This is a genomic window from Pseudaminobacter sp. Soil_N_29 (genome assembly GCF_057656055.1).
The window spans coordinates 614,375-640,365 of record NZ_JBDGLC010000001.1 but is presented as its reverse complement, the minus strand read 5'-3'; the positions used below and the strand labels follow the sequence as shown (position 1 = coordinate 640,365).

At 64.5% G+C, this 25,991-nt stretch carries 21 protein-coding genes; 14 read left to right on the top strand and 7 right to left on the bottom strand.

Annotation, left to right across the window (positions count from 1 at the left end; genetic code table 11):
- The first annotated feature begins 447 nt into the window (after positions 1-447).
- From AC3A4H_RS03055 to guaA, 5 genes are all read left to right on the top strand, one after another.
- Positions 448-1,734 (top strand): RsmB/NOP family class I SAM-dependent RNA methyltransferase, encoded by a 1,287-nt coding sequence (locus tag AC3A4H_RS03055; RefSeq protein WP_487765361.1) that lies wholly within the window; start codon positions 448-450, stop codon positions 1,732-1,734.
- A gap of 73 nt (positions 1,735-1,807) precedes the next feature.
- On the top strand, positions 1,808-2,260 hold the full coding sequence (locus AC3A4H_RS03050) for a TspO/MBR family protein (protein ID WP_487765360.1): 453 nt from the start codon (positions 1,808-1,810) through the stop codon (positions 2,258-2,260).
- 93 nt (positions 2,261-2,353) lie between these two features.
- Complete coding sequence (locus tag AC3A4H_RS03045) at positions 2,354-2,812, top strand: PaaI family thioesterase (protein ID WP_348778070.1); 459 nt, start codon at positions 2,354-2,356, stop codon at positions 2,810-2,812.
- Between the two features lie 3 nt (positions 2,813-2,815).
- Positions 2,816-3,448 carry a 5'-methylthioadenosine/S-adenosylhomocysteine nucleosidase gene (locus AC3A4H_RS03040; protein WP_487765359.1) on the top strand — a complete coding sequence of 211 codons (633 nt, stop codon included), beginning with the start codon at positions 2,816-2,818 and terminating at the stop codon, positions 3,446-3,448.
- 111 nt (positions 3,449-3,559) lie between these two features.
- A complete protein-coding gene (guaA, locus tag AC3A4H_RS03035; protein WP_348778581.1) occupies positions 3,560-5,122 on the top strand; it encodes a glutamine-hydrolyzing GMP synthase in 1,563 nt (520 codons plus the stop codon).
- Positions 5,123-5,210: 88 nt separating this feature from the next.
- Here guaA and AC3A4H_RS03030 read toward each other — a convergent pair whose 3' ends face one another.
- The 3 genes from AC3A4H_RS03030 to AC3A4H_RS03020 are packed head-to-tail and all read right to left on the bottom strand — an operon-like array spanning position 5,211 to position 10,219.
- Positions 5,211-6,335, bottom strand: coding sequence for an ABC transporter permease (locus tag AC3A4H_RS03030; RefSeq protein ID WP_487765358.1), 1,125 nt, complete (start codon positions 6,333-6,335; stop codon positions 5,211-5,213).
- A 9-nt stretch (positions 6,336-6,344) separates the two neighbouring features.
- A complete protein-coding gene (gene rbbA / locus AC3A4H_RS03025) occupies positions 6,345-9,086 on the bottom strand; it encodes a ribosome-associated ATPase/putative transporter RbbA (protein WP_487765357.1) in 2,742 nt (913 codons plus the stop codon).
- Positions 9,083-10,219, bottom strand: coding sequence for an HlyD family secretion protein (locus tag AC3A4H_RS03020; RefSeq protein WP_487765356.1), 1,137 nt, complete (start codon positions 10,217-10,219; stop codon positions 9,083-9,085). The genes rbbA and AC3A4H_RS03020 overlap by 4 nt, the downstream gene beginning before the upstream one ends.
- Positions 10,220-10,524: 305 nt before the next feature.
- Here AC3A4H_RS03020 and acsA point away from each other — a divergent pair, with 305 nt between their 5' ends.
- From acsA to AC3A4H_RS02995, 5 genes are read left to right on the top strand one after another with little or no spacing between them, the layout of a single operon-like run.
- A complete protein-coding gene (gene acsA / locus AC3A4H_RS03015) occupies positions 10,525-12,318 on the top strand; it encodes an acetate--CoA ligase (protein WP_487765355.1) in 1,794 nt (597 codons plus the stop codon).
- Entirely contained in the window at positions 12,315-13,301 is a 987-nt protein-coding gene (gene pdhA, locus AC3A4H_RS03010) for a pyruvate dehydrogenase (acetyl-transferring) E1 component subunit alpha (protein ID WP_487765354.1), read from the top strand. Before acsA ends, pdhA begins: the two co-directional genes overlap by 4 nt.
- Entirely contained in the window at positions 13,298-14,299 is a 1,002-nt protein-coding gene (locus AC3A4H_RS03005) for an alpha-ketoacid dehydrogenase subunit beta (protein ID WP_487765353.1), read from the top strand. Before pdhA ends, AC3A4H_RS03005 begins: the two co-directional genes overlap by 4 nt.
- Positions 14,296-15,528: a dihydrolipoamide acetyltransferase family protein gene (locus AC3A4H_RS03000; protein WP_487765352.1), complete on the top strand. Its 1,233-nt coding sequence runs from the start codon at positions 14,296-14,298 to the stop codon at positions 15,526-15,528. The genes AC3A4H_RS03005 and AC3A4H_RS03000 overlap by 4 nt, the downstream gene beginning before the upstream one ends.
- Positions 15,525-15,761 carry an acyl carrier protein gene (locus AC3A4H_RS02995; RefSeq protein ID WP_487765351.1) on the top strand — a complete coding sequence of 79 codons (237 nt, stop codon included), beginning with the start codon at positions 15,525-15,527 and terminating at the stop codon, positions 15,759-15,761. The genes AC3A4H_RS03000 and AC3A4H_RS02995 overlap by 4 nt, the downstream gene beginning before the upstream one ends.
- A gap of 23 nt (positions 15,762-15,784) precedes the next feature.
- Here the strand turns inward: AC3A4H_RS02995 and polX are convergent, their stop codons facing one another.
- On the bottom strand, positions 15,785-17,503 hold the full coding sequence (gene polX / locus AC3A4H_RS02990; protein ID WP_487765350.1) for a DNA polymerase/3'-5' exonuclease PolX: 1,719 nt from the start codon (positions 17,501-17,503) through the stop codon (positions 15,785-15,787).
- A 194-nt stretch (positions 17,504-17,697) separates the two neighbouring features.
- Here polX and AC3A4H_RS02985 point away from each other — a divergent pair, with 194 nt between their 5' ends.
- Positions 17,698-18,138 carry a DUF2267 domain-containing protein gene (locus AC3A4H_RS02985; RefSeq protein ID WP_348778081.1) on the top strand — a complete coding sequence of 147 codons (441 nt, stop codon included), beginning with the start codon at positions 17,698-17,700 and terminating at the stop codon, positions 18,136-18,138.
- A 33-nt stretch (positions 18,139-18,171) separates the two neighbouring features.
- On the opposite strand, the gene ppsA is transcribed toward AC3A4H_RS02985, so the two are convergent.
- Positions 18,172-20,595: a phosphoenolpyruvate synthase gene (gene ppsA / locus AC3A4H_RS02980; protein ID WP_487765349.1), complete on the bottom strand. Its 2,424-nt coding sequence runs from the start codon at positions 20,593-20,595 to the stop codon at positions 18,172-18,174.
- Positions 20,596-20,760: 165 nt separating this feature from the next.
- Here ppsA and glk point away from each other — a divergent pair, with 165 nt between their 5' ends.
- Positions 20,761-21,747: a glucokinase gene (gene glk, locus AC3A4H_RS02975; protein ID WP_487765348.1), complete on the top strand. Its 987-nt coding sequence runs from the start codon at positions 20,761-20,763 to the stop codon at positions 21,745-21,747.
- 19 nt (positions 21,748-21,766) lie between these two features.
- On the opposite strand, the gene AC3A4H_RS02970 is transcribed toward glk, so the two are convergent.
- Both AC3A4H_RS02970 and AC3A4H_RS02965 read right to left on the bottom strand, forming a co-directional pair.
- Positions 21,767-22,732, bottom strand: coding sequence for a 1-phosphofructokinase family hexose kinase (locus AC3A4H_RS02970; protein WP_487765347.1), 966 nt, complete (start codon positions 22,730-22,732; stop codon positions 21,767-21,769).
- Positions 22,717-23,439, bottom strand: coding sequence for a CBS domain-containing protein (locus AC3A4H_RS02965; protein WP_487765346.1), 723 nt, complete (start codon positions 23,437-23,439; stop codon positions 22,717-22,719). Before AC3A4H_RS02965 ends, AC3A4H_RS02970 begins: the two co-directional genes overlap by 16 nt.
- Positions 23,440-23,627: 188 nt before the next feature.
- On the opposite strand from AC3A4H_RS02965, the gene AC3A4H_RS02960 reads away from it, so the two are divergent.
- Both AC3A4H_RS02960 and AC3A4H_RS02955 read left to right on the top strand, forming a co-directional pair.
- Positions 23,628-23,783, top strand: a complete 156-nt coding sequence (locus AC3A4H_RS02960) for a hypothetical protein (RefSeq protein WP_487765345.1) — start codon at positions 23,628-23,630, stop codon at positions 23,781-23,783.
- A 135-nt stretch (positions 23,784-23,918) separates the two neighbouring features.
- Positions 23,919-25,952: a 4Fe-4S binding protein gene (locus AC3A4H_RS02955; protein WP_487765344.1), complete on the top strand. Its 2,034-nt coding sequence runs from the start codon at positions 23,919-23,921 to the stop codon at positions 25,950-25,952.
- Positions 25,953-25,991: the final 39 nt, after the last annotated feature.

Here is a 25,991-nt window from a genome sequence, read left to right as displayed (position 1 = left end):
TCGAGGCAGTTCGAATTTGGTTTACGGGCAGACGCGCACTCTTTCGACCCACCACCTGCCGTAACGGTGGTGGCGTATCGTCTCGAAATGGCAATACCGGTGCCAGCGATTGGGCCCATAGTAACGCCCGTAGTAACGGTGGCGCCATCCGGGATAGACATATTGCACGTTGCTGATCGTTGCGCCCGTCGCCTGGGCCGAGGTACCAAACGGGAGGGCGGCTGTTACGGCAATGATGGAAGCAAGGACAAGGTTTTTCATTTTGCGCCTCGATCGGCTAAACAAGCGATACAATTCGCGGGCGTGGCGGGCCGTTCCGAGTTCACGGAATGTTTAGGTTTGCGCCCAGAGCGGACGCCTGAATATTTTGATGCGGCGCTTGTGCAGGCCGCTCACGGGCGCTAGTCAGGCCCTTCCTCGGGTAAGCCGAAATAGGGATCACCAGACATGCGACTTGGCGGAAGGTTGGCCGCGGCCATCGAAGTGCTCGACGAGATAGAGCGGAGGCAGCGGCCGGCTGCGGATGCGCTGAAGGATTGGGGACTGGCCCACCGCTTCGCCGGAGCAGGCGATCGTGCCGCCATCGGCAACATTGTCTACGACGGTCTTCGCCGCAAACGTTCGGCCGGCTGGCTGCTCGGCGAGGATACGGCGCGCGCCGTGGCCTTCGGCGCCGTTCTTCTGGAAACGCGTCAGACCCCGGAGGCGCTCAACGCCACCCTGGACGGCGACAGGTTCGCCCCGCCGCTTCTTGATGGGGGCGAACTGGCTGCAATAGCCACGCGCGACCTGGCCCAGGCGCCCGATGTGGTTCGTGCCGACTGCCCGGACTGGTGCGCGCCTCTGCTGCATGGCGCTTTCGGCGAGGAATGGATTGCGGAAGGCGCTGCTCTGGCACGTCGGCCGCCGCTCGACCTTCGCGTCAACACGCTCAAGGCCCGGCGCGACCAGGTGCTCAAGGAACTGGCCGAAATGGACGCCGCTCCATCGGCGCTGGCTGCCGACGGCATACGCATCTCCCCCAACGAAAACGGCCGTCATCCCAACGTGCAGTCGGAGCCTGCCTTTCACCAGGGTTGGTTCGAGGTCCAGGACGAAGGCTCTCAGATCGCCGCCGAGCTGGCCGGCGCAGCGCCAGGCATGCAGGTTCTGGATTATTGTGCCGGTGCCGGCGGCAAGACGCTTGCCCTCTCGGCGGCCATGGAAAACCGCGGCCAGATCTTTGCGCACGATGCCGAAAAGGGGCGTCTGGCGCCTATCTACGAGCGCCTGCGCCGGTCGGATTGCCGCAATGTGCAGGTGGTCACCAAGGCGGCCGAAATCGACGCGTTGCGGGACAAGATGGACATCGTGCTGATCGATGCGCCTTGCACCGGCAGCGGCACCTGGCGCCGGCGGCCCGACGCCAAATGGCGGCTGACGCAAAAGCAGCTCGACGTGCGCCGCGCCGAACAGGCCACCATCCTCGACACGGTAAAGCACGCGGTGAAGCCGGGCGGCTTGCTCGTCTATGTCACCTGTTCCGTTTTCGAGAGCGAGAACCGCGACCAGATCGATGCTTTTCTGCAGCGGGGGCAGGAATTCGCACCCGTCGACCATTCCGAGCTGTGGGACCACCATTTCGCCGGCAAGACCGAATGCGCTCGCATCGATCGCGCTCGCGGCATCCTGATGTCGCCTGCGCGGAGCAATACGGACGGCTTCTTTTTCGCGGCACTTCGCCGGGCCGGCTAGGCGGCGCCTTCGAGCTTCTTGATTCTTGCACGCATCGCCGGAACAATCGCCGGACGAGACGGAGGGCTGAAGGATGCGTGCCTATCTGGCTCTGGCACTGTTTCTTGTCGTGGTCCTGGGCGGTGGTACGGCGATCGGCCTCGCCACACTGCCGGGCGAGTGGTACGCAGGCTTGGCCAAGCCTGCGTTCAATCCGCCGAACTGGGTTTTCGCCCCGGTCTGGTCGACGCTTTACGTCCTCATCGCCGTTGCCGGCTGGCGCAGCTGGATGAGAGCCCCATCTGGGCCGCCCATGCAGGCTTGGGCCGTACAGCTTGCGCTCAATTTTCTTTGGTCGCCTATATTCTTCGGCGGCCACATGATTGGAATTGCGTTCGTCGTCATTCTCGCGCTGCTGGCCTCCATTCTCGCCTTCATCAAGCTGAGCTGGCCGCGCGACCGGGTGGCGGCCTGGCTGTTCGTGCCATATGCGCTGTGGGTTGCCTTCGCGGCCTTGCTCAACGGGGCGATTTGGTGGCTCAATTGATTGCGGGCCTGGCTTTGTTGCGCCGCAGCATTACCGATTGCCGAGGGCGCGGGCGTTTGCGATAAATTGCGCACAAGCAGCAAGGCGCGGATGATGGTCGAACGCATTGAACCCTCACCGAATTTCGAGGAGCGGGTGAGGGCATCCTTCGCCCGCCAGCAAGCCATGGCCACCATCGGCGCGGCACTGACCCTGGTGCGTCCGGGTACGGTGGAAATCGAGATGCCCTATTCCGACGCTCTGACCCAGCAGCATGGGTTCTTGCACGCAGGCATCATTTCAGCGGCGCTGGATTCGGCCTGCGGCTATGCCGCCTATTCCGTGATGCCGGAAGAGGCCTCGGTGCTGACCATCGAGTTCAAGGTCAATCTGCTGGCGCCGGGCAAGGGGGAGCGCTTCCTGTTCCGCGGTTCGGTCACCAAGCCTGGCCGCACCATCGTGGTGGCCGATGGCCAGGCCTATGCATTCGCGGCCGACGGTGAAGCCAGGCTCGTCGCCACCATGACCGGCACCATGATGGCGGTGCTGGGCCGCGACGGTATCGAGGGCTGAGCGATGGCAATCACCAGCATCGGCGGAAAACTCGTGCTGTTCGTGATGGCGGCGGAGGCCGAATACGGCCCGCACCTGCAAGAGCTCTTTGTGCCCCTCATGACCGGCGTGGGACCGGTCGAGGCCGGCGTGATGCTGGGCGCGGAACTGGGCCGGCTGAAGGTTGAGGGGGCGCTGCCCGACCTGGTCGTGTCGCTGGGCTCGGCCGGCAGCCGCACACTGGAACAGGCGGAAATCTACCAGGCGGTTTCGGTATCCTATCGCGACATGGATGCCACCGCGCTTGGGTTCGCCAAGGGCGCGACGCCGTTTCTGGACCTGCCCGTGACGGTGCCGCTGCCGCTGCGCATACCCGGCATTCCGCAGGCCACGCTTTCGACCGGCGCGGCTATCGTTTCGGGCGCCGCCTACGATGCGGTCGAGGCCGACATGGTCGACATGGAGACCTTTGCGGTGCTGCGCGCCTGCCAGTTGTTCGGCCTGCCACTGGTCGGGCTTCGCGGCATTTCCGATGGGGCTGCCGAGCTTCGGCATGTCGGCGACTGGACCGAATATCTTCACGTCATCGACGAGCGCCTGGCGCGGGCGGTGAACAGGCTTTCCGACGCCCTGTCGGAAGGCGTTTTGCGGTTTTGAGAGCGCATCGGGCACAAACAGGCTCCAGACAGCCCCGGATTTTCCCACACTGCTGTCGATGACAGGCGCCGCCCCATTGCTTCGACTCGCGGTTTTCTCTAAATGCTCGCCATGACAACCAGCCACCACCCCGACACCGTCCTTATCATCGACTTCGGCAGCCAGGTCACGCAGCTCATTGCGCGCCGCGTCCGAGAAGCTGGCGTTTACTCGGAAGTCGTTCCGTTCCAGTCCGCCGCGGCGGCGTTCGACGCGATCAAGCCGCGCGCGGTCATCCTTTCCGGCAGCCCGCATTCCACCATAGACATCGGCAGCCCGCGCGCGCCGGAGGCGATCTTCACCGCCGGCATCCCCGTGCTGGGCATCTGCTATGGCGAACAGACCATGTGCGCCCAGCTCGGCGGCAAGGTCGAGGCCGGGCATCATCGCGAATTCGGACGCGCCTTCCTCGAGATCGAGGACGAGTGCGCCCTGTTCGATGGTGTCTGGGCCAAGGGTACCCGCCATCAGGTGTGGATGAGCCACGGCGACCGGGTCACCGAAATCCCGGCGGGCTTCCGCGTGGTCGGCACCTCGGCCGGCGCGCCGTTTGCGGCAATTGCCGACGAGTCGCGAAAATTCTATGCCGTGCAGTTCCACCCCGAGGTGGTGCACACGCCCGACGGCGCCAAGCTGCTGGCCAACTTCGTCCACAAGATCGCCGGCATCACGGGCGACTGGACGATGCGCGCCTATCGCGAGCACGCGGTGCAGGCGATCCGGGAGCAGGTCGGCGACGGCAAGGTCATCTGCGCACTTTCGGGCGGCGTCGATTCCTCGGTCGCGGCCCTTCTCATCCATGAGGCCGTCGGCGAGCAGCTCACCTGCATCCTCGTTGACCACGGCCTGATGCGCAAGAATGAGGCGGCCGACGTGGTTGCCATGTTCCGCGAGCACTACAACCTGCCGCTGATCCTCGTCGATGCCTCCGACCGCTTCATCTCGGCCCTCGAGGGCGAGACCGACCCGGAGAAGAAGCGCAAGACCATCGGCCGCCTGTTCATCGAGGTCTTCGAGGAAGAGGCCAAGAAGCTCGGCGGCGCCGACTTCCTTGCGCAGGGCACGCTCTATCCCGACGTCATCGAAAGCGTCTCCTTCACCGGCGGCCCGTCGGTGACGATCAAGTCGCACCACAATGTGGGCGGCCTGCCCGAGCGCATGCACATGAAGCTGGTCGAGCCGCTGCGCGAACTGTTCAAGGACGAGGTGCGGGTGCTCGGCAAGGAACTCGGCCTGCCCGAGCACTTCATCGGCCGGCATCCGTTCCCGGGACCGGGCCTCGCCATCCGCTGCCCCGGCGGCATCACGCGCGAGAAGCTCGAGATCCTGCGTGAGGCCGATGCGATTTATCTCGACGAGATCCGCAAGGCCGGCCTCTACGACGCCATCTGGCAGGCTTTCGCGGTGCTGCTGCCGGTGCAGACTGTCGGCGTGATGGGCGACGGGCGCACCTACGAATTCGTCTGCGCACTACGCGCCGTGACCTCCATCGACGGCATGACCGCAGACTTCTACCACTACGACATGGAATTCCTCGGCCGCGCGGCGACCCGCATCATCAACGAGGTGCGCGGCATCAACCGTGTCGTCTACGACGTAACCTCCAAGCCGCCCGGCACGATCGAGTGGGAATGATTCAGGCCCATCCGGGCGTATCCGAAGATGCGCCCGGATACGGAGTAATGGGTTGAAATAAACCTCGAGGACGATCGGCAGATCGTCCTTAGCTCGCCTGTGACGCGATCGAGCGGAAGCGCATGATGGCGAGGCTGAAAAACACGCCGCCGATCAACGCAACCGCCAGAAACTCCCGCCAGACCACGTCGATCCCTGCGCCGCGATAGAGGATCGACTGCGCGAACGACACGAAATGGGTCGAAGGCGAGATCTGCATGATTGTCGCCAGCCAATAGGGCATGCTCTCAAGCGGAGTATTGCTGCCCGACAGCATCATCATTGGCATATAGACCAGCATGTAGAGCAGGCCGAGTTGCGGCATGGAGCGCGCAACCGTGCCCAGGAAGATGCCGATGGCGGTCGCGAAGAACAGGTAGATCGCCACGCCGGACATGAATAGCGGCACCGAGCCGGCGATGGGTATCCTGAGCAGCGTGCGCACGACCAGCGTGAGCGACAGCCCCGCCGCGATGGTGATTACCAGCCCGTTTGCCCAGACTTTCGACATGGCGATCTCGAACGGCGTCAGCGGCATCACCAGCAGATGGTCCATGGTTCCGTGCTCGCGCTCGCGGATGATCGCCGCGCCGGAAAGCACGATGGCCAGCATGGTGACGTTGTTGATGATCGCCATGACGCTGGTGAACCATGCGGTGTTGATATTGGGATTGAACGCGATCCGCACATCGAGATTGACCGGCGACGGCGGCGCCCCTTCCGAATGCGAGAGGAAATCCTGGATCTCCTTCATGATGATCTGCTGCGCATAGCCGGAGCCGAGCCCCGCCTGCACCATGGCCGTCGCGTCGACATTGACCTGCAGCGAAGGGTTTCGCCGGGCCAGCACGTCCCGCTCGAAATTGGGCGGAATGTCGATCACGAAAGTGTACCTGCCGCTGTTCATCAGCGGAACGACATCGCGCTCGGCGATCGGCTGGGGCGGCTGGAAATAGGGCGGCAGGAACGCATGGACGATGCGCCGCGACAATTGGGACTGGTCCTCGTCCACGACGCCGACCGAGGCATTGTGCAGTTCCTGGGAATAGCTCTGGGCCTGGCTCATGACGGCTATGGAGAACGCGTAGATGACGAGCCCCAGGAGCACGAAGTCATGGAAGAAGCTGCGCAACTCCTTGAGGCCCAGCCAGAAGATGTTCGACACCTTGCGCATCCCGGCCTCCTAGCGCTCCTGCTTGCGCAGCAGCAGCAGGCTGAGCGAGATGAGCACCGGCACGAAGATGGCGAGCACCAGAATGTTCATCTTCAAGTCGGAAAAGTTGAGCCCCTTGGTGAAGGTGCCGACGCTGATCGGCAGGAAATAGGTCATGGGGAATATGCGCCCCATGAAATATCCGAGACCCGACAGCGACGAGACCGGCGTCATCATGCCCGCGAACTGGGTGGCCGGCAGGACGGTCAGGATGGCCGTGCCGAAAAGCGCCGCGATCTGCGTGCGCGTGAAGGCGGAAATCAGCATTCCATAGGCGGTCGTGGCGCTGACATAGATCAAGACGCCCAATAGAAGTGTCGGAAAGCTGCCCTTGAGGGGTACCTGGAACACGAACAGCGCCATCAAGAACATCAGGCAGAAGTTGGCCATAGCGACGGCGATGTAGGGAAGCTGCTTGCCGACAAGGAACTCGATGCGCGTCACCGGGGTGACGTAGAGGTTGGTGATGGACCCCAGCTCCTTTTCGCGAACGATCGCCAGCGCCATCAGGATCGCGGGGAAAAGGGCCAGGAGCATGGATATGCTGGAGGGCACCATCGCGTAGATGCTGTTGAAGTCCTGGTTGTACTTGAACCTGATCTCTATGTCGGGCGGCGGTCCGGTGGACGGAGCGGTCGTCTTAATTATCGGGTCGGTCAGATACAGCTGGTGCATGCCTTGCAGGTAGCCGCGGATCGTTTCCGCGCGATAAGGCATCGCGCCGTCCACCCAAGCACCGACCCAGGTTGGGCGTCCGCGCTTGATGTCCTTGCCGAAATCAGGAGGAATTTCGATGGCGGCCTTGATGTCCCCGCTCTTGAGACGCCTGTCGAGCTCGGCGTAGTTGGCCAGGGGCAGCTTTTCGACGAAATAGGTCGAGCCCCTCAGTTCCTCGAGATAGGCGCGGCTCTCATGGCTCTGGTCCCGGTCGAGCACGGCGAAGGTGAGATTGTTGACGTCAGTCGAAATTCCGAAGCCGAACACAAGCATTAGCAGCGCGGTGCCGAACAGGCTGAAGCCGAGCCGGATGGGATCGCGCAGCAGTTCCAGCGTCTCGCGGATCGTGTAGGCGAGAAGGCGCCGCAGGCTGAAACCCGTTTGCTCGGGTGGTGGCGACGGTGTGGAGCCCTGCGGCGCGGCCGCGGCGCTGATTTCCCGACCGGCCGGCGCGACGGTGCCGGTCGCCTCCTCGAGGAAGCTGATGAAAGCGTCTTCGAGATTTGCCGCGTGGCGGGCCCGGACAAGGCCTGCCGGAGTGTCCGTCGCCAGCACACGACCTGAATCCATGAGCGATATCCGGTCGCATCGCTCCGCCTCGTTCATGAAGTGGGTGGACACGAAGATGGTCACGCCCTCGTTTCGTGAAAGCTCCACGAGCAGTTCCCAGAAGCGGTCGCGCGCCAGCGGATCGACGCCGGAGGTCGGCTCGTCGAGGATAAGCATCTCAGGCTCATGGACGATCGCGACGGCGAGCGACAGGCGCTGCCGTATCCCGAGCGGCAGGGCGGCTGCGAGCTGATCCTGATATTCATAGAGGCCGAAACGCGCGACCAGATCGGCTATGCGCTCCCTGGCCCGGCGGACCGGAAGATGGAAGAGCCGCGCGTGAAGGGTCAGGTTTTGGGCAACCGTCAGTTCGGCATAGAGCGAAAACGACTGCGACATATAGCCGACGCGGTAGCGTGAACTCAGATCTCTGGCGTCGAGCGGTTTACCGAACAGCAGCGCCTCGCCTTCGCTCGGGGGCAGCAGACCCGTCAGCATCTTCATGGTCGTGGTCTTGCCGCAACCATTCGAGCCCACGAATCCGAAGATTTCGCCGCGCTCGATGGTGAAGCTGACATGGTCGACCGCGGTGAAATCGCCGAAGCGGCATGTGAGGCCGCGCGCGGTGATCACCGGCTCGGCGTCGAACTTCCGGCGCGGCGGGATGTGCAGCGCGTGGTGACCGGCGCGCTGATCTTCGGGCAGGAGCGCAATGAACGCCTCCTCGACGGAGGTCACCCCCGTGACGGCCTTGAGTTCGGCCGGAGAGCCGGTGGCCAGCACCCTTCCATCGTTCATGGCCGCCAGCCAGTCGAAGCGCTCCGCCTCCTCCATGTAGGCCGTGGCCACCAGCACGCTCATGCCCTCACGACGAGAGCGCATGCGGTCGATCAGTTCCCAGAATTGGCGCCGCGACAGCGGATCGACGCCGGTGGTCGGTTCGTCGAGGATCAGAAGGTCCGGATCGTGGATCAGTGAGCAGCAGAGCCCCAGCTTCTGCCGCATCCCCCCCGACAGCTTCTTTGCGGCGCGCTCCGAAAAGGGAGCGAGCCCGGTACTTTTCAGCAACTCGGCTATCCGCCAGTCCCGCTCGGAACGCGACTGGCCGAAGAGCCGTCCGAAGAACTCGATGTTCTCGCGAACGCTGAGGTCGGGGTAGAGATTCTTTCCGAGGCCTTGCGGCATGTAGGCGATGCGCGGGCAGACGGCGGCGCGATGCCTGGCGTCGGTCATGTCGCCGTCGAGCACGAAGACATTTCCGGACTGCACCTTGCGGGCGCCTGCCACGATGCTGAGCAGGGTCGACTTACCCACACCGTCCGGGCCGATGAACCCCGCCATGCATCCGGCTGGAAGATCGACCGTAACATTGTTGAGCGCGACGACCCGGCCATATTGCTGCGTCAGCGCTTCCAGACGTGCCACTGGCTGTTCGAGCCGGATCATTTCGGAACATTTCCCTGCAGCTGCGGCGGCCATGCAAGTTGCGGATCAAGCTTGACATAGGCGAGGCCCGGCAGGCCGCTGCGCACCTGCTCGGCGTGTGCGCGCAGCAAATCGGGATCGATCTTGACCCGGACCCGAAACATGAGCTTGTCGCGCTCGCTCCGCGTCTCCACCGTCTTGGGCGTGAATTGGGCCTGGGTGGCGACGAAGGATACCTTGGCCGGTATGGCGATGGTCGGATAAGCGTCGAGCACGATACGGGAATCGTCGCCCACTTTCGCCCTGCCAGCCTCGGCGGTCGGCAGGTAGATGTCCATGTAGACATAGGAAATGTCCAGCATGGTGAAGACCTTGCCGCCGGCAGGAAGCACCTCGCCGATATTGGCGACGCGGTATTGTATGCGGCCGTCGCGCGGTGCAACGAGCGTGTTGTCGGCAATGTTGACGGTGTAAAGCTCCACTTCGTGCGTGGCCGCATCGAGGGCTCTCTGGGCCTGGATGACCCTCGACTGCGCGGCAGTCAGGGCAGCCTTCGCGCCGTCGAGCTGCTGGCGGCGCTGATCGAGCAATTCGTTGGTGGCAAAACCTTTCCTCACCAGCGGCGCCGTACGATCGAGTTCCTGCTCGGCCAGTCGCACCTGGGTGGTCTGCTGAACTACGTTGGCGTTGGCCTCGTCAATGGCCCGCTGGGCTTGCTGAACGAGCGCCTGGGAGCGCTTCAGCGAGGCCTTCAGGTCTTGCGTGTCCATGCGGGCGACAACCTGCCCGGCCTTGACCATGTCTCCCTCGTCGGCGAGCATTTCGGCGATGCGGCCGGCAAATTTGGTGTCGATGTCGATCTCGTCGGCTTCGATCCGGCCGTTGCCCCAGGCTATCCCGGCGGGCAACTGGGATTGGGAGTGCTGCCACCAGTAAAAGCCACCCCCGGCGCCGCCGGCAAGAATCGCCAGGATCAGCAGGATCCTGCGCCAACGCCGCCGTGGTCTCGCTTTCTGGATCGTTGCCGGGGGACGGGAGGCGGGCGGTGCCGGAAGCGCGGAAGGCGTCGGCTCGTGTGTCTCCGACGTCTTGAATTTCTCAGTTTCAGGCGCCGCCGGCTTGTTCTGGCCGGTTGCCTTGTCCTCTTGATGCATCTCGATCCCGCAAAACGCCGCCTTGATTTCAGGAGTGTCGCGGCGAGGCCAACGCTGCCTCGTCGAGCCAGTGGCCGGGGTTCCGAACCGGCACCCGCGACCCTGCTTTAGTTGATCTAGAGCGAACTTTGCGCCTTGGCAGCCGCCCCGTCCAGTTCGCGGCGATGTGCGCGGCTCGTCTGGCCGGCTCAGAGACACCTAAATTTTTTCGGTGATGGAAGGCGTCCCGGTCTGGCGAGTTGACCTCGACCCATGTCGCGCTAACTGCGATGTCAAATATGGCATTTGGCCCAGGCGTCAGTTTGATGATGACGAAGTCCGCGCATCTGACCGAACCGTCAGGCAGCCGGATCGTGAAACGGCCCGCCCTGTTCCCGAAAACGCCCAACCTGATCGACTATCAGCGTGAATACGCACGGTTCGACTGGGCGCAGGCCTGGAAGCTGCTCGACGGGCTACCGGGCGGCAAGGGCTACAACATCGCCCACGAAGCGGTCGACCGGCATGCCGTCGGGCCCAGAGCGGGCAAGGTCGCGATACGTTGGCTGGGCAAGGCAGGCGAGCGCCGGGAACTCACCTATCGCGACCTGGCCGAAGCGACCAACCGCTTCGCCAATGCGCTGCATTCCCTTGGCGTGCGTCCCGGCGAGCGCGTCTTCGTCTTGATGGGACGCCTGCCTGAACTCTACGTGGCGGTGCTGGGGGCGCTTAAGGCGCGCTGTGTCGTCTCGCCGCTCTTTTCCGCCTTCGGACCCGAGCCCATCGCCACGCGCGTCGAGATGGGCGAGGGCAGGGTGCTCGTCACCACCCCCGCCCTCTATCGCCGCAAGGTGGAGAGCGTGCGCGCAAGCCTTCCCGGCCTTTCGCACGTCATCCTCGTGGGCGAGGAGGTCGTCGAAGGCACCGGGCTGCATTCGTGGCTGTCGCTGGTCGAGACGGCTTCGGCCGACTTCACCATCGCCCCGACCGACCCGGAGGAGATGGCGCTTCTTCATTTCACCAGCGGAACCACCGGCAGGCCGAAGGGCGCTGTCCATGTGCACGCGGCGGTGGTCGCCCACCACGTCACCGGCATCTATGCGCTCGACCTGCACGAGGACGACATCTTCTGGTGCACCGCCGATCCCGGCTGGGTGACCGGCACCAGCTACGGCATACTCGCGCCGCTGACCAACGGCGTGACCAATGTCGTCGTCGAGGCCGAATTCGACGCGCAGAGCTGGTACTCGGTGCTGCAAAATGAACGGGTCAGCGTCTGGTATACCGCGCCGACCGCCATCCGCATGATGATGCGTCTCGGCGCTGAGGCAGTGAAGGGCTACGACCTTTCGGCCCTGCGCTTCATGGCAAGCGTCGGCGAGCCGCTGAACCCCGAGGCCGTGATCTGGGGCCAGGAAGCCTTCGGCATGCCGTTCCACGACAACTGGTGGCAGACCGAGACCGGCGGCATCATGATCGCCAACCTGCTTGCGCTCGACATCAAGCCCGGTTCGATGGGCGTGCCGCTGCCGGGCATCGAGGCCGCCATCGTCCGGCGAGTTGAAGGCGGCGGCGTCGAAGTGATCGAGGCGCCAATGCAGGAGGGCGAACTGGCGCTCCGCAAGGGCTGGCCCTCGATGATGCGCGGCTATCTCCACGAAGAGGAACGCTATCGCAAGTGCTTTGCTGGCGACTGGTACCTTACCGGCGACCTCGCCCGGCGCGATTCCGACGGCTATTTCTGGTTCGTCGGCCGCTCGGACGACGTCATCAAGTCGGCGGGCCATCGCATCGGCCCCTTCGAGGTGGAGAGCGCCCTGATGGAGCACCCTGCGGTGGCCGAAGCTGCGGTCATCGGCATCCCCGATCCCACGGTGGGCGAAGTGGTCAAGGCCTTCATCGCGCTAAAGCCCGGCTTCGAGCCGAGCGAGGAGTTGCGCAAGCAATTGCTCGGCCACGGCCGCAAGCGTCTCGGCGCCGCCGTAGCGCCCAAGGAAATCGACTTCCGATCCAACCTGCCCAAGACCCGCTCGGGCAAGATCATGCGCAGGCTGTTGAAAGCGCGCGAACTCGGCCTGCCGGAGGGAGACCTGTCGACGCTCGAAAGCGACGAAAAATGAACGAAAGGCTGCATCTCGACCGCCAGCATGGCCAGCACCTCTTCCGCGAGATGCTGCGCATACGCGTGTTCGAGGCCAAGTGCGCCGAGCTTTACCAGGCGCAGAAGATCCGCGGCTTCCTGCACCTCTACGATGGCGAGGAGGCGGTGGCAGTCGGCGTCATGCAGGTGCTGGAAGAGCGCGATGCCATCGTCGCCACCTACCGCGAGCACGGCCACGCGATCGCCCGGGGAATCGCCATGGGGTCTTTGATGGCCGAAATGTACGGGAATGAAGAAGGCTGCTGCCGCGGCCGCGGCGGCTCGATGCACTTCTTCGACAAGGCCAGGCGCTTCTATGGCGGCAACGCTATTGTCGGCGGCGGCCTGCCGCTGGCCGTTGGCCTTGCGCTGGCCGACAGGGAGCTTCGCCCCGGCGCCGTCACCGCCTGCTTCTTCGGCGAGGGTGCTGCCGGCGAGGGCGAATTTCACGAAAGCATGAACCTAGCCGAACTCTGGCAATTGCCCGTGCTGTTCGTGTGCGAGAACAATCTCTACGCGATGGGCATGCCGCTGGAACTGGCGGAGGCCGAGACGGACATCTTCCGCAAGGCTCAGGCCTATCGCATGCCCAGCGAAAGCGTGGACGGCATGAACCCGATCGCCGTCGAGGCGGCGGCCCGGCGGGCTATCGAGAAGATCCGTGCCGGCAACGGCCCTGCCTTCCTCGAATGCCACACCTATCGCTTCCGCGCCCATTCGATGTTCGACGCCCAGCTCTACCGCACCAAGGAAGAGATCGCGCGGTGGAAAGAGAAAGATCCCATCCCGCGCATGCGGCTCTGGCTGGAAGAGACCCACATGATGTCGGAAGCGGAGTTCGAACGCATCGAGCACGAAGTGGATGCTGAGGTCGAGGCGGCCGTGGCCTTCGCCGAAGCCGGCCATCCGGAAGAAGTGGCGGCGCTGGAACGCTTCGTGGTGATGGACGAGGTGCCGCAATGAACGATGCCGGTGCCCAGCCTGTCCGCATGACCTACCGCGAGGCGCACCGGCAGGCGATCCGGGAGGCGCTGATGAGCGATCCGCGCACCTTCCTGATGGGCGAGGACGTGGGCCTCTATGGTGGCTGCTACGCCGTCAGCAAGGGACTGCTCGCCGAATTCGGCCCCAGCCGCATCCGGGACACGCCGCTGGCCGAGAGCGCCTTTGTCGGCGCCGGTATCGGGGCGGCAATTGCGGGCATGCGGCCGATCGTGGAGATCATGACCTGCAATTTCAGCCTGCTTGCGCTGGACCAGATCCTCAACAATGCCGCCACGATCGCGCATATGTCGGGCGGGCAGTTTGCCGTGCCGCTGGTCGTCCGCATGGCGACGGGCGCCGGGCTGCAGCTTGCCGCCCAGCATTCGCACAGCCTGGAGGGCTGGTATGCGCATGTTCCGGGCCTCAGGGTGTTGACGCCCGCAACCGTGGAGGACGCGCGCTACATGCTCAAGGCGGCGCTGGCCGACCCGAACCCGGTGCTGATCTTCGAGCATGTCGTGCTCTACAATGCCGAAGGCGACCTCGATCCGACGATCCAGTCGGTGGACATCGGCACGGCCAAGGTCCGGCGCCCCGGGCGCGACGTCAGCGTGCTTACCTATGGCAACGGTCTGCCCAAGTCGCTCGCCGCGGCCGAGACGCTTGCAAGCGAAGGCATCGAGGCGGAAGTGGTCGACCTGCGCGTCCTTCGCCCGCTGGACAACGACACGATCTTCGGGTCGGTCGCGCGCACCCGGCGCTGCGTCATCGTCGACGAGGGCTGGAAGAGCGGTTCGATCTCGGCCGAGATCGCGGCGCGCATCTGCGAAGACCTCTTCTTCGAACTGGACGCGCCGATCCGGCGGATCTGCAGCCGCGAAGTGCCGATCCCCTATGCCCGCCACCTGGAAGAGGCGGCGCTGCCGCAGGTTCCCGCAATCGTTGAGACCGTACGCAGCCTGGTGAGGCCGCGATGAGCGAATTCGTCATGCCATCGCTCGGCGCCGACATGCAGGGCGGCAAGCTCGTCGAATGGGTCGTCAAGCCCGGTAGCCGGGTCCGGAAGGGCGACGTCATCGCGGTCGTGGAGACCCACAAGGGCGCTTTCGAGGTCGACATATTCGAGGAAGGGGAGATTTCCGAACTCTGCGCCGCGGCCGGCGATATCGTTCCGGTCGGCGGGCTTCTGGCCCGCTTCACGCGGCCGAACGAAGCGCCTGCTGTTGCCCCGTCACCCCAGCCGGCTCGTGCACCCGCGCCCGTCGCCGCAAAGGCCCCTGAGCCGGCATTCGCCATGCCTCCCGTGCCCGAGGTTGCGAGGATGGCGCCGCAGCCTGCAGCGCCACTCGCACCTGCTGCAGGCCGGCGCGCCAAAGTGACTCCCGCCGCAAGGCGCCGCGCAGCCGAGCTCGGGATCGATCCCGAGTTGCTTGAAGGCACCGGCATCGACGGTTCGGTGACGCTCGCCGATGTCGAAGCGGCACCGCCGCCAGTCAAACCTGCCGTCTCCCCGCCGCCAGCCAAGCCGCGCCGCGGGTTCGACCCCGAGCAGATGCGCGAGGGCATCGCGGCGGCCATGTCGCTCTCCAAACACGAAATCCCGCACTACTATCTCAGCACCACCATCGACATGGGCCCCTCGCTGGCCTGGCTCGAAAAGTTTAACAGCCAACTGCCGCCCGAGCGTCGCCTGCTGCCGGCGGTGCTGCTCCTGAAGGCAACGGCACTGGCGCTGGACCAGACGCCGCAGCTCAACGGTTTCTGGATCGACGGTCATTTCCGACCGAGCAGCGGGGTTCACATAGGCTGGGCTATCGCATTGCGGGGCGGCGGGCTCATCGCACCCGCAATCCACGATGTCGACAGGATGAAACTGCCCGAGCTCATGGAAGCCCTGCGCGACCTTGTCGGCCGGGCTCGGGCTGGCGGCCTGCGCAGCTCCGAGATGACCGATCCCTCCTTCACCGTCACCAGCCTCGGCGACCGTGGCGTCGATTCCGTCACGCCCGTCATCTACCCGCCGCAAGTGGCGATAGCGGGGTTTGGCCGCATCGCCGAGCGCCCGTGGGTGGTCGACGGCCGGGTGACTGTCCGCCCCCTGCTTGTCGCCTCGCTGGGAGCCGACCACAGGGCCAGCGACGGGCACATCGGAGGGCTGTTCATCTCCGCCATCGAGCGCCTGCTCCAGGAGCCCGACAGACTATGACCGAAGCCGAAATCCGAAAGATCGCCATCGGCATACTGAGCGATATCGCGCCCGACACCGATCCCTCGACGCTTGCCGGCGGACAGGATATCCGCGAAGGGCTCGACATCGATTCAATGGATTTTCTCAACTTCGTAGTCGCCCTGCACCAGCGCACCGGGACCGAGATTCCCGAATCCGACTATCCCAAGCTCTTCACCCTCGATGGCGTGGCCAGATATCTCGCCCAATGATGACGAGGCATGGGAGTGGCCCGTCACCGAGCCAGAAGCTGTTTGAGTTCAGCCCATGGCCGAGTGTTCAGCACGTCGGCCGGCTCCAGCCAGCCGCGGCGGGCCTGATCGACGCCGAAGCGCATGGCTCCGAGCCCGATGGTCGAATGCGCATCCGTCGAGATCGCGATCTTCAGTCCAAGCTCCTTGGCCGCGCGGCAGTGCACGTCGTCGATGTCGAGCCGCGCGGGGTGGGCATTGACCTCGAGGAAGCAGCCGCGTTCCTTGGCGGCGACCATCACGCGCTCCAGGTCCAGCGCATAGCCCGGCCGCTCACCCAACAGTCGGCCGGTCGGGTGCGCCAGGATATTGAAATGGCGGTTGTCCATGGCGCGAATGATGCGTTCCGTCTGCGCCTTGATGTCGAGCTCGAACTTGTAGTGGACCGCGCAAACCGTGAGATCGAGCCGCTTCAGGATCCGGTCGGGAAAATCCAGCTCGCCGGTGGCGAGAATGTCCACTTCCGAAGACTTCAGAATACGGATGCCATCGACGAGATCGTTCAGCCGGTCGATCTCGTCGAGCTGCGCCGCCAGGCGCTGCTCGTCCAGCCCATGGGCAACCGTGACATGGCGCGAGTGGTCGGTGATGGCGATGTATTCGTAGCCCAGCACCCGGGCGGCCTCGACCATCTCGAGCAGGCTGTTCTTGCCATCCGACGCCTTCGTGTGCGCGTGCAGTTCGCCGCGGATGTCGCCGACTTCGAGCAGTCGAGGCAATCGGCCTGCGCGCGCGGCTTCGATCTCGCCGCGGTTCTCCCGCAGTTCCGGCACGATATAGGGAAGCCCCACGGCAGCGAACACCTGCTCTTCGGTGCTCCCTCCCACCCGGCTTTCGCCGTGAAAGATGCCATACTCATTGAGCTTGAGGCCCTTGTCCTGAGCCAGTTTGCGGATTGCGATGTTGTGGGCCTTGGAGCCGGTAAAATAGTGCAGCGCCGCACCATAGCTTTCTTCGGGAACCACGCGCACATCCACCTGCACCCCGGCCTTGAGCACGACGGTTGAGCGGGTGGGGCCTTTTGCCAGTATCTTGTCCACCTCGTCATATCTGACGAAATGTTCGATCACAGCCGGCCCGTCTTCGGCTGTCACCAGTATGTCGAGATCGCCGACGGTCTCGCGGCGACGCCGAAAGCTGCCGGCCACGACGATCTGCTGCACGCCCGGCGCGGACCGGAGATATTCAGCAAGCCCGCGCGCGAAATCTTCCGCCACCGATATCTTGAAACGCTGCACCGCAACCCGTTGTTTGCCGATGGCCTCGAGCAGCTTCAATTCTGCCGCCTCGCTGAACCCTCGCAGGTCGCGGATGCGGCCGGCAGCCGCAGCCCTGGCCAGGTCGTCCATGGACTTGATGCCGAGCACTGCATGCAGCGCTTTCACTCGCTTCGGCCCCAGCCCGGGAAGGGTCGCAAGCATCGCAAGCTCGTCGGGAGTGCGGGTCTCGACCTCCTCCAGAACCTTCAGATGGCCTGTGGTGACGATCTCGGCAATCTTGCCCGCGAGGTCCTCGCCGATGCCGGGAAGCTCCGAGAGATCGCGGCCCTCGGTTGCCATTTTCGCGATGCTCTCGGGCAGGTCCTCGATCGTCTGCGCCGCCCGACGATAGGCACGTATCCGAAACGGGTTCGCCCCCTCGATCTCCAGAAGGTCGGCCAGGTGATCGAAAAGCCTGGCGATGTCGGCATTGTGGACCGGCATGGCCGATCACCCATGAAAGATGCTCGTCGCATTTTGCCCCATGGCTGCGGCTGGGCATTGATGAGCGTCAACCCGGCTGCATTGGGTGCGGCTTCATTGACGTACGTCAATGAGAAATCACGCTTCTGGCCCTTAACATATCAAAGACGCGAGCCTGACAGGCAGCGAACGATACTTTGTCATGGAGCTGGCCGATGAGTAGCGGGCACCCCACCTTTGATCACACCGTGCAGGAGGGCAATATCTGGCTCAAGACTGCAGCGGAAAAGCTTCACTTCGACGACCGGCGCCACGCCTACAGCGCGCTTCGCGCGACGCTGCATGCCTTGCGTGACAGGCTGACGCCGGAAATGGCGGTCCACTTCGGCGCGCAATTGCCAATGGTGATCCGTGGACTGTACTTCGAAGGATGGCACATGGCTGAGAAGCCGAAGTTGGATCATACCCTCGATGAGTTTTGCGAGCATGTCGCGAGGGATTTGCCGCCGAAATTCCCGATCGATGCCCACACCGCCGCGCACGGAATTTTCGAGGTTATCTTCGAGGAAGTCGACCCGGGCGAGGTGGCGAAGATCATCGACCAGATGCCCGTCGCCCTCAGAAGCTTGTGGCCTCAGACCGCGCGGCGTGGCTAGCGGCAGCGATCCAAGGGGGCTGTGGCTGTGCAGTCAAGGCCCGGTACGGGCTTCGGCGGCGGCAACCTTTCGCTTCACGGCGATGAAGCTGTCGGGACTCACGGAAATCGTGTCGATCCCGCATGCGACCAGGAACTCCGCGAACTCGGGATCGTCACTCGGTGCCTGCCCACACAACCCGATCTTCGCGCCCGCTTCGCGGGCCTCGGCGATGACCCTGGCGATCATCCATTTGACGGCGGCGTCCCGCTCGTCGAACAGGTCTGCAAGCTCATGTGAATCGCGGTCGACGCCAAGGGTCAGCTGCGTCAGGTCGTTGGAGCCGATCGAGAAACCGTCGAAGCGCTGCGCGAACTCCCTGGCGAGGATCACGTTCGACGGGATCTCGCACATGATGAAGACCTGAAGACCGTCCACACCGCGCTTCAGCCCGTTCTCGGCCATGACTTCGAGCACCCGGTCGGCCTCCGACACCGACCGGCAGAACGGGATCATGACGACCACGTTCCTGAATCCCATCTCCTCGCGCAGGCGCCTGATTGAACGGCATTCAAGGGCAAAGCCGTCACGGTAGCGCGGCGAGTAGTAGCGCGAGGCGCCCCGAAACCCGATCATCGGATTGCTCTCGCGCGGCTCGAACTCGGCACCGCCGATCAGGCTCGCATATTCGTTGGTCTTGAAGTCGCTCATGCGCACGATGACCGGCTTGGGATAGGCGGCCGCGGCGATGCGCGCGAGGCCGCGCGAGAGCCGGTCCACGAAATATTCGGTCTTGTCGGCATAGCCCGCCGTCAGCTCGCCGATCTTCCGTTGCGCGGCCTCGTCCTTCAGCGTGGCGTGGTGCACCAACGCCATTGGATGGATGCGGATGTGGTTGGCGACCACGAATTCGATGCGGGCGAGGCCGACCCCGTCGGCGGGCAGCCGCCACCAGCGCAGCGCGGCGGCGGGATTGGCGAGGTTGAGCATCACCCCGGTGCGGGTCTGCGGCAGGTCGGCCACGTCCACCGTTTCGGTTTCGAACTTTACCTTGCCGGCGTAGACGAAGCCCTGGTCGCCTTCCGCACAGGACACGGTCACTTCCTGCTCGTTGTGCAGCACCTCAGTGGCGTTGGCCGTGCCGACGATTGCCGGCAGACCGAGTTCGCGGCTTACGATGGCAGCGTGCGAGGTGCGTCCGCCGTGGTCGGTGACGATTGCCGTCGCGCGCTTCATGATCGGCACCCAGTCCGGGTCGGTGTTCGGTGTGACGAGGATCGCGCCGTCGACGAAACGATCGATGTCGCTCAGTTCCTCGATCAGGCAAACGCGCCCCGCAACGATGGCGTCGCCGATGGCGAGCCCTTTGGCCAGTTGCTGCCCCCTGTCGACGATCCGGTAGGACTTGAACGAACTGGCCTCCCGCCGCGACTGGACCGTTTCCGGCCGGGCCTGGACGATGAACATCTCGCCCGTCTCGCCATCCTTTGCCCATTCCATGTCCATCGGGCAGCCATAATGGGCCTCGATCAGCACCGCCCATCTGGCGAGGTTCAGGATTTCGGTATCCGAGAGCACGAACGCCCGCCGCTCGGCTTTCGACGTGGGCACATTGCGCGTCGGGCTGTCGGCATCGGCGTAGATCACCTTCCAGGCCTTGTCGCCGCGTGATTTGCCGGTGATCGGCACCAGCGAAGTGTCCGAAAGGAGCGGCTTGAAGACCTGATACTCGTCCGGGTCGACGGTGCCCTGCACCACGTTCTCGCCCAACCCCCAGGCGGCATTGATCACGACCAGGTCCTTGAAGCCGGTTTCGGTATCGATCGAGAACATCACCCCGGCACCGCCCAGATCGGAGCGGACCATCTGCTGCACCCCCACCGACAGAGCGATGCTCGTCTGGTCGAAGCCCTTGGCCTGGCGGTAGCTTATCGCGCGGTCGGTGAACAGCGAGGCATAGCAGCGCCGGCATGCATTCAGGACGGCCTGTTCGCCGCGCACGTTGAGGAAAGTTTCCTGCTGGCCGGCGAAGCTGGCGTCGGGCAGGTCTTCGGCCGTGGCGCTCGAGCGCACGGCGGTGTCCAGGTTGGCCTTGCCGGTGCGCCTGCAAAGTTCCCGATAGGCGGTGGTGATCGCCGTGGCCGTGGCTTGCGGCCATTGCCCGTGGAGCACCAGGCGCCGGATCGCCGAGCCGGTCTCCGCGAGGCTGGCCTTGCCGGCCGCGAGGTCATTGAGGCAGGAGGCGATCCGCTCCTCCAGCCGATTGAAGGCGATGAAGTCCCGATAGGCTTCCGCACTGGTGGCAAAGCCCGGAGGTACGCGGATGCCGTCGGCCGCCAGTGCCTGCGTCATCTCGCCGAGAGAGGCGTTCTTGCCGCCCACGCGCGCCACGTCGCCGCGCCGGATCTCATCAAACCATAACGTAGCCTGAAGGGGTGCGCTGTTTCGAGCGGCCTCGCTGTCGGGCCGGTTGCCCATGCCATCCTCCAGGGGGAATCCAAGCTGCCAACCTGCCGCTTCCGCGGCGGAGCCTCATTGATCCCGGTCAAAATCCAGCAGCCATCCTGCGATCTGATTCAAATCAAGGACAGCGTCGGTCAGGTCGAGGAAGCATTGCAGGGCATTGGAGTGAGAGTCATACCCATGACGGTCAATCCGCGCATGGCACTTGTTGGCGAGATCGACGGTACCGAGGTTCGGTTCGCCATTACCGATGTCGAGGAGCTGACGATCACGCTTTTCGTCGCGCTGCGTTGCGACATGTTCCCGTCGCTGCAGGCCGCGATAGAGGCCTATTTGGCCTCCATTCCCTACCGCCCGACGATGGCGGGTTTCGCGGTGGCTGGTCCGGTCACCGACAGCGTGGTCAATCTCACCAATCTTCCCTGGTCTTTCACGCGCGAGGAGTTGCGGGCCGCGACCGGTGCGACGCATGTCCATCTCCTCAACGATTTCGAAGCGCTGGCGCTTTCCTTGCCGTATCTGGGCGCGCACGACCTTCACAGGATCGGCGGCGGAGAGCCGGTCGAGGGCGCGACCAAGGTTGTTCTGGGGCCGGGAGCAGGCTTGGGTCTCGCCGCGCTGGCATCATCTCCAGGCGGATGGATTTCGCTGCCGGGAGAAGGCGGGCATGTGTCGTTTGCGGTGAAGGATGCCGAGGAACTGCTGCTCGTCGAAGGTATCCGGAAGGGCAAGGGCCATGTATCCGCCGAGCGCCTGATCTCGGGTCCCGGGCTTGAAGCCATCTTCCGCGTGCTGGGCGAGACGAGGGGCGTGGATGCCAGGCTTTCGGCCGGCGAGATCATGGAAGCTGCGACGGGTGGTGAAGACCGCCTCGCCGAAGACGCGGTCGGCTATCTCGCCAGCTGGCTCGGCCGCTTTGCAGGAGATATGGCGCTGGTCTATGGCGCACGGGGAGGGGTCTATCTCGCCGGCAGCATGGCGCCGAACATCTTCGCCGACCAGGCGGGAAACGCGTCTCGCGCCGCAGCATTCAACCAGGCGTTCCAGGACAAGGGGCGCCTGGCATCCTATCTCGCCCCGATCCCGATCTATGTCGTCAGGTCGATCGATGCTGGCCTGCGCGGCACGGCGGTGGCCTTGTCCATGCGCGTACCACCCGGCTCCTGACGAACTCGACCGGCAGTGATCAGGCAAGGATACCGCCGTGAAGCTGCTGTGACTCCGGGGCCATCGCGCTTCCCGCCTGATAGAGCCTGAACACATCCTCACGCCGGCAAAGCTCGGTACCGGGTCGCATCACGGCGGCGGCCCCGGCCGCGATGCCGAGCCGGAAAGCCTCGATAGGCGGCCGGCCCTGCGAAAGCGCCCAGATCATTGCGCTAAGGAAGCTGTCGCCTGCGCCGACGGCAGAGCGGACGCGAACGTGTATGGCCGGCAGGCGCAGCACCCCCTCCTTGCTTGCCAGGATCGCGCCGTCCGCCCCCATCGTCACCGCCACCAGTTCGGCAGAACCCCGCGCGACGATCTCGCTTGCGGCCTGCATCACCTCGTTTTCATCCAGCTTCCTGCCGATGAGATGCTCGAATTCGCCGGAGCTTGGTTTCACAAGATAGACGCGCGACTGCTCGAGCGTGGTGCCGAGCGCAGGGCCAGAGGTATCAAGCACGAACCTGCCGCCACGCGCGGCTACTGATCTTGCCATTCGCGCATAGATGTCGGGCGGTGCCCCGGCAGGCAGGCTGCCGCTGGCCACGACATAATCGCTTCTGTCGGACGCAATCAGGTCCAGGCAGTGCTCGAGTTCCCTGGCATGGACTACCGGCCCTTCAGGCACGAAGCGGTATTCCAGGCCGGTTCCGAGTTCCCGCACCATGAAGCTGATCCGCGTTCGATTGGCGATGGGCACTAGGTGGCGCCGGATGCCCTCCTTTTCCAGCAGGCTGTCGAAGAGCGCCCCCAACTCTCCGCCAGCGAGAAACAGGGTTTCGGCATCTCCGCCGAGTGCTGTGATAACACGGGCGACGTTGATGCCGCCGCCGCCGGGATCGTATCGGGTCCGTGAGGTCCGGATCTTGCGGGTGGGGCGCACCACCTGGGTCTCGCTGGAAATGTCGATCGCCGGGTTGAGCGTCAGTGTCAGGATTGCCGCCATGGCTCGGCCGCCGATGTTGTCCCGCCAGTTTCGTCATGCGCGCCTTCGTGCCGGCGCAGATGCATGTGGTCTACCACGCCCGCCACCCCCCGCATGCCTTCCGCCACCACGCGCGCCGCGTCCCGCTGGCTCTCGGAATCGATATTTCCCCAGAAGTGGACAATCCCGTTGGCTACGGTGACGTTCAGCCTCGCGGTCTCCAGACCCGCATCTTCCCCGAGCCGTGCCATGACGCTGCGGCGCAGGGCGGCATCGCCTGCCGCGACTTCATCGAGACTGGAGGTGGCGATTGCACGCATGAGGTCCCTGCGGCTGACGATGCCGACAAGCTTTCCCGCCCGCGTCACGGGCACGCGCTTGATGCGATGTTCTTCCATCAGGGCGGCGATGCGGTTGACAGGAGCCTCCTCGTCGACCGTCACGACATTGCTGCTCATGACGTCGCCGACATTCATGCCGTGGCTTTTCACATAGGCGCGGGCGCGTTGTTCCGAGGAGGGGATCGTCGCTGCCGAGGCGGGCCGGATGCCGAACTCAGCCCTGCGCATGAGATCCCCCTCGCTGATGATGCCGACGAGACGTGCGTCGTCGTCGATCACCGGCAGCCCGCTCACCCCTTTGTCGAGCATGGTCTGCGCGGCGTGCCTGATGCTGTTGCCCGGACAAACGGTCACGATCCGCGTCGTCATGATGTCCTTGGCTTTCATGCATGGCTCCGGACAAGGGGGAGCCCAAACTTGTGGCACCGACGGGCCGGCTGCGCCTTGATCTCGCTCAAGCGATGTTTGAGCAAAGGCCTGGTGCGCTCAACGACGGGTGTCAGAAAGAAAACGTGTTCTTGATTTGCCGCGCGCCTGAGCCATAGTTGGCGACGGGCACATGAAGGGAACACGTCATGAAAGCCTTCGTCTCAGCCGTGATCGCTTTGATCATCCTTGCCGTTGCGGGTTCTTTCGCGCTCGCTGCAATCCAGGAACCGGTCTACAAGGCGTTTGCAACGTCCGGCGTCCGCGTCGGCGATCCGGGCCACAACCTCGTAGGACACCGCTGATCCGGAGCTGACCTGTTGCTTTTTGCGCAAGGCGTCGACCGCGCAGCCGAACGTTTTCGACGTTTTCCCGTCTGGTTTGGTTCCGAATTGGATGTAAGGTGACCGCCAGGCCGGCGCGAAAGCGGGGAGAGCGGAATGCGCGATGTGAAACCGCATCTCATGATCTGCACCTGCGAAAAATCGATGCCGCTCGATCGGGAGGCGATCGCGCGGGGCTGCGGCTCCTGCGGCATCACCCAGGCGGATCATCTGTGCGGCGCCCAGTTGCCGCTGTTCCGCGAGGCGATCGCGCGGGGCGAACCCGTCACGGTGGCCTGCACGCAGAAGGCGCCGCTGTTTGCCGAGGTGGCCGCCGAAACCTCTTTCGTCGATCTGATCTTCGCCAATATCCGCGAGAACGGCGGCTGGTCGAACGATGCCGAAGCCGCAGGGCCGAAGGCGGCCGCCTTGCTTGCCGCTGCCGAACCGGAACAGCCGATCATACCTGTCACCTTCGAAAGCGACGGCGTCATCCTTGTCTACGGGCGCGATGAGGTGGCGATCGAGGCCGGCCGCAGGCTTGCCGATCGGCTCGATATCACCGTGCTGCTGACGCGGCCGGAAAATGTGGTGCCAAGCCATGTGGATGAGTTTCCTGTGCTCAAGGGCGACATCCGCACCGCGCGCGGGCATCTCGGCGCCTTTGAGCTGACGATAGACGGCCTTGCCCTGCCGGTCGCTTCGTCTCGCGACGTGCTGCAATTCGGCCTGCCGCGCGACGGCGCGGTCTCCAATTGCGATCTAATCCTCGACCTCACCGGCAATGCGCCGCTTTTCTCCGCACCGGAGCTCAGGGCGGGCTATCTGCGCGCCGACCCACGCGATCCCGTCGCGGTGGAAAGAGCGATCTTCGAGGCTGGCGGTCTGGTCGGCACTTTCGACAAGCCGGTCTTCATCCGCTTCGATGAATCGCTCTGCGCTCATTCCCGCTCCGGCATCACCGGCTGCCGTCGTTGCCTCGATTTGTGTCCGACCGGCGCGATCACGCCGAACGGCGATGCTGTCGCCATCGACCCGGCGATCTGCGGCGGCTGCGGCTTTTGCGCGACGGCTTGCCCCACGGGCGCCGCCACCTACGCCACGCCGGGGCCGGAACAGCAGATGAGCCGCCTGCGCACCATGCTTTCGGCCTACCGCGCCGCAGGCGGCAGGCAGGCGAGGATCCTGTTCCACGACGGCGACCACGGTGAGCCACTGATCGACGCACTCGCCCGCCATGGCGACGGCCTGCCGGCCAACGTAATTCCATTCCGCGTCAACGAGGTGACCCAGGTCGGCCCCGAGAGCATCGCAGCGGTCTTCGCCTATGGCGGTGCTGGTGTCGTCTTCCTGACGCGCGAACGACCGCGCCATGACATTGCCGGCTTGTGGCAGGTGGCGGCGTGGACCGGAGCTGCGGCCGCCGCGCTGGGCTTCGGAGAAGACGCCGTGCGCATCGTCCAGACAGACGATCCGTTTCGTCTACGTACCGAGCTCGACGCGGCTCCCGCTGGTGTGGAAACCGCCACCCCATCCTCGTTCATGCCGCTTGGCGGCCGGCGCAGCCTGATGGAAACGGCGCTTGGCGAACTGCATCGTGTCGCGCCCGCGCCCGTCGAGCGCATCGCCCTGTCGCATGGGGCGCCGTTCGGCAGCGTCAATCTCGACGTCGAGCGCTGCACCCTCTGTCATGCCTGCGTCACGGCGTGCCCGACCGGCGCGCTTTCGGCCGAGCCGGAGCGTCCGATGCTGCGTTTTGCCGAGATTGCCTGCGTGCAATGCGGGCTGTGCGAGGCGACCTGTCCGGAAGACGCCATCACGCTCGACCCGCGCCTCGACTTCGCTGCCTGGGGGGCGTCCAGCCGCACACTCAAGGAAGAAGAGCCGTTCCTGTGCATTTCCTGCGGCGCGCCCTTCGGCACCAGGAGCAGCATCGAGCGCATCGTGGCCAAGCTGGAGGAAAAGCACTGGATGTACCGAGGCACCAATGCCGGCCACGTCGATCTGGTGCGCATGTGCGAGAATTGCCGCGCCACCGCCATGGTGCACGAAGGCTTCGACCCGAACGCGCCGCAGCGGCGGCCAATTCTCACCACCGACGATTTCCTGCGGGCGCGGGATGCCGACAAGGACGGCCAACCCGGAAGCTGACATTCAAGCCGTCAACCCCGCGCCACTACGCACGCGTTC

What these genes read in the sequence shown, in the direction of transcription:
- AC3A4H_RS02965 (WP_487765346.1), bottom strand. Translation starts at nt 23,439, where the DNA reads ATGAAAGCCAAGGACATCATGACGACGCGGATCGTGACCGTTTGTCCG.
- AC3A4H_RS02970 (WP_487765347.1), bottom strand. Translation starts at nt 22,732, where the DNA reads ATGGCGGCAATCCTGACACTGACGCTCAACCCGGCGATCGACATTTCC.
- AC3A4H_RS02985 (WP_348778081.1), top strand. Translation starts at nt 17,698, where the DNA reads ATGAGTAGCGGGCACCCCACCTTTGATCACACCGTGCAGGAGGGCAAT.
- AC3A4H_RS03050 (WP_487765360.1), top strand. Translation starts at nt 1,808, where the DNA reads ATGCGTGCCTATCTGGCTCTGGCACTGTTTCTTGTCGTGGTCCTGGGC.
- AC3A4H_RS03055 (WP_487765361.1), top strand. Translation starts at nt 448, where the DNA reads ATGCGACTTGGCGGAAGGTTGGCCGCGGCCATCGAAGTGCTCGACGAG.
- AC3A4H_RS03005 (WP_487765353.1), top strand. Translation starts at nt 13,298, where the DNA reads ATGAACGATGCCGGTGCCCAGCCTGTCCGCATGACCTACCGCGAGGCG.
- AC3A4H_RS03030 (WP_487765358.1), bottom strand. Translation starts at nt 6,335, where the DNA reads ATGCGCAAGGTGTCGAACATCTTCTGGCTGGGCCTCAAGGAGTTGCGC.
- polX (WP_487765350.1), bottom strand. Translation starts at nt 17,503, where the DNA reads ATGCCGGTCCACAATGCCGACATCGCCAGGCTTTTCGATCACCTGGCC.
- AC3A4H_RS02995 (WP_487765351.1), top strand. Translation starts at nt 15,525, where the DNA reads ATGACCGAAGCCGAAATCCGAAAGATCGCCATCGGCATACTGAGCGAT.
- pdhA (WP_487765354.1), top strand. Translation starts at nt 12,315, where the DNA reads ATGAACGAAAGGCTGCATCTCGACCGCCAGCATGGCCAGCACCTCTTC.
- AC3A4H_RS03040 (WP_487765359.1), top strand. Translation starts at nt 2,816, where the DNA reads ATGGCAATCACCAGCATCGGCGGAAAACTCGTGCTGTTCGTGATGGCG.
- AC3A4H_RS03000 (WP_487765352.1), top strand. Translation starts at nt 14,296, where the DNA reads ATGAGCGAATTCGTCATGCCATCGCTCGGCGCCGACATGCAGGGCGGC.
- guaA (WP_348778581.1), top strand. Translation starts at nt 3,560, where the DNA reads ATGACAACCAGCCACCACCCCGACACCGTCCTTATCATCGACTTCGGC.
- ppsA (WP_487765349.1), bottom strand. Translation starts at nt 20,595, where the DNA reads ATGGGCAACCGGCCCGACAGCGAGGCCGCTCGAAACAGCGCACCCCTT.
- acsA (WP_487765355.1), top strand. Translation starts at nt 10,525, where the DNA reads ATGATGACGAAGTCCGCGCATCTGACCGAACCGTCAGGCAGCCGGATC.
- AC3A4H_RS02960 (WP_487765345.1), top strand. Translation starts at nt 23,628, where the DNA reads ATGAAAGCCTTCGTCTCAGCCGTGATCGCTTTGATCATCCTTGCCGTT.
- glk (WP_487765348.1), top strand. Translation starts at nt 20,761, where the DNA reads ATGACGGTCAATCCGCGCATGGCACTTGTTGGCGAGATCGACGGTACC.
- rbbA (WP_487765357.1), bottom strand. Translation starts at nt 9,086, where the DNA reads ATGATCCGGCTCGAACAGCCAGTGGCACGTCTGGAAGCGCTGACGCAG.
- AC3A4H_RS03045 (WP_348778070.1), top strand. Translation starts at nt 2,354, where the DNA reads ATGGTCGAACGCATTGAACCCTCACCGAATTTCGAGGAGCGGGTGAGG.
- AC3A4H_RS02955 (WP_487765344.1), top strand. Translation starts at nt 23,919, where the DNA reads ATGCGCGATGTGAAACCGCATCTCATGATCTGCACCTGCGAAAAATCG.
- AC3A4H_RS03020 (WP_487765356.1), bottom strand. Translation starts at nt 10,219, where the DNA reads ATGCATCAAGAGGACAAGGCAACCGGCCAGAACAAGCCGGCGGCGCCT.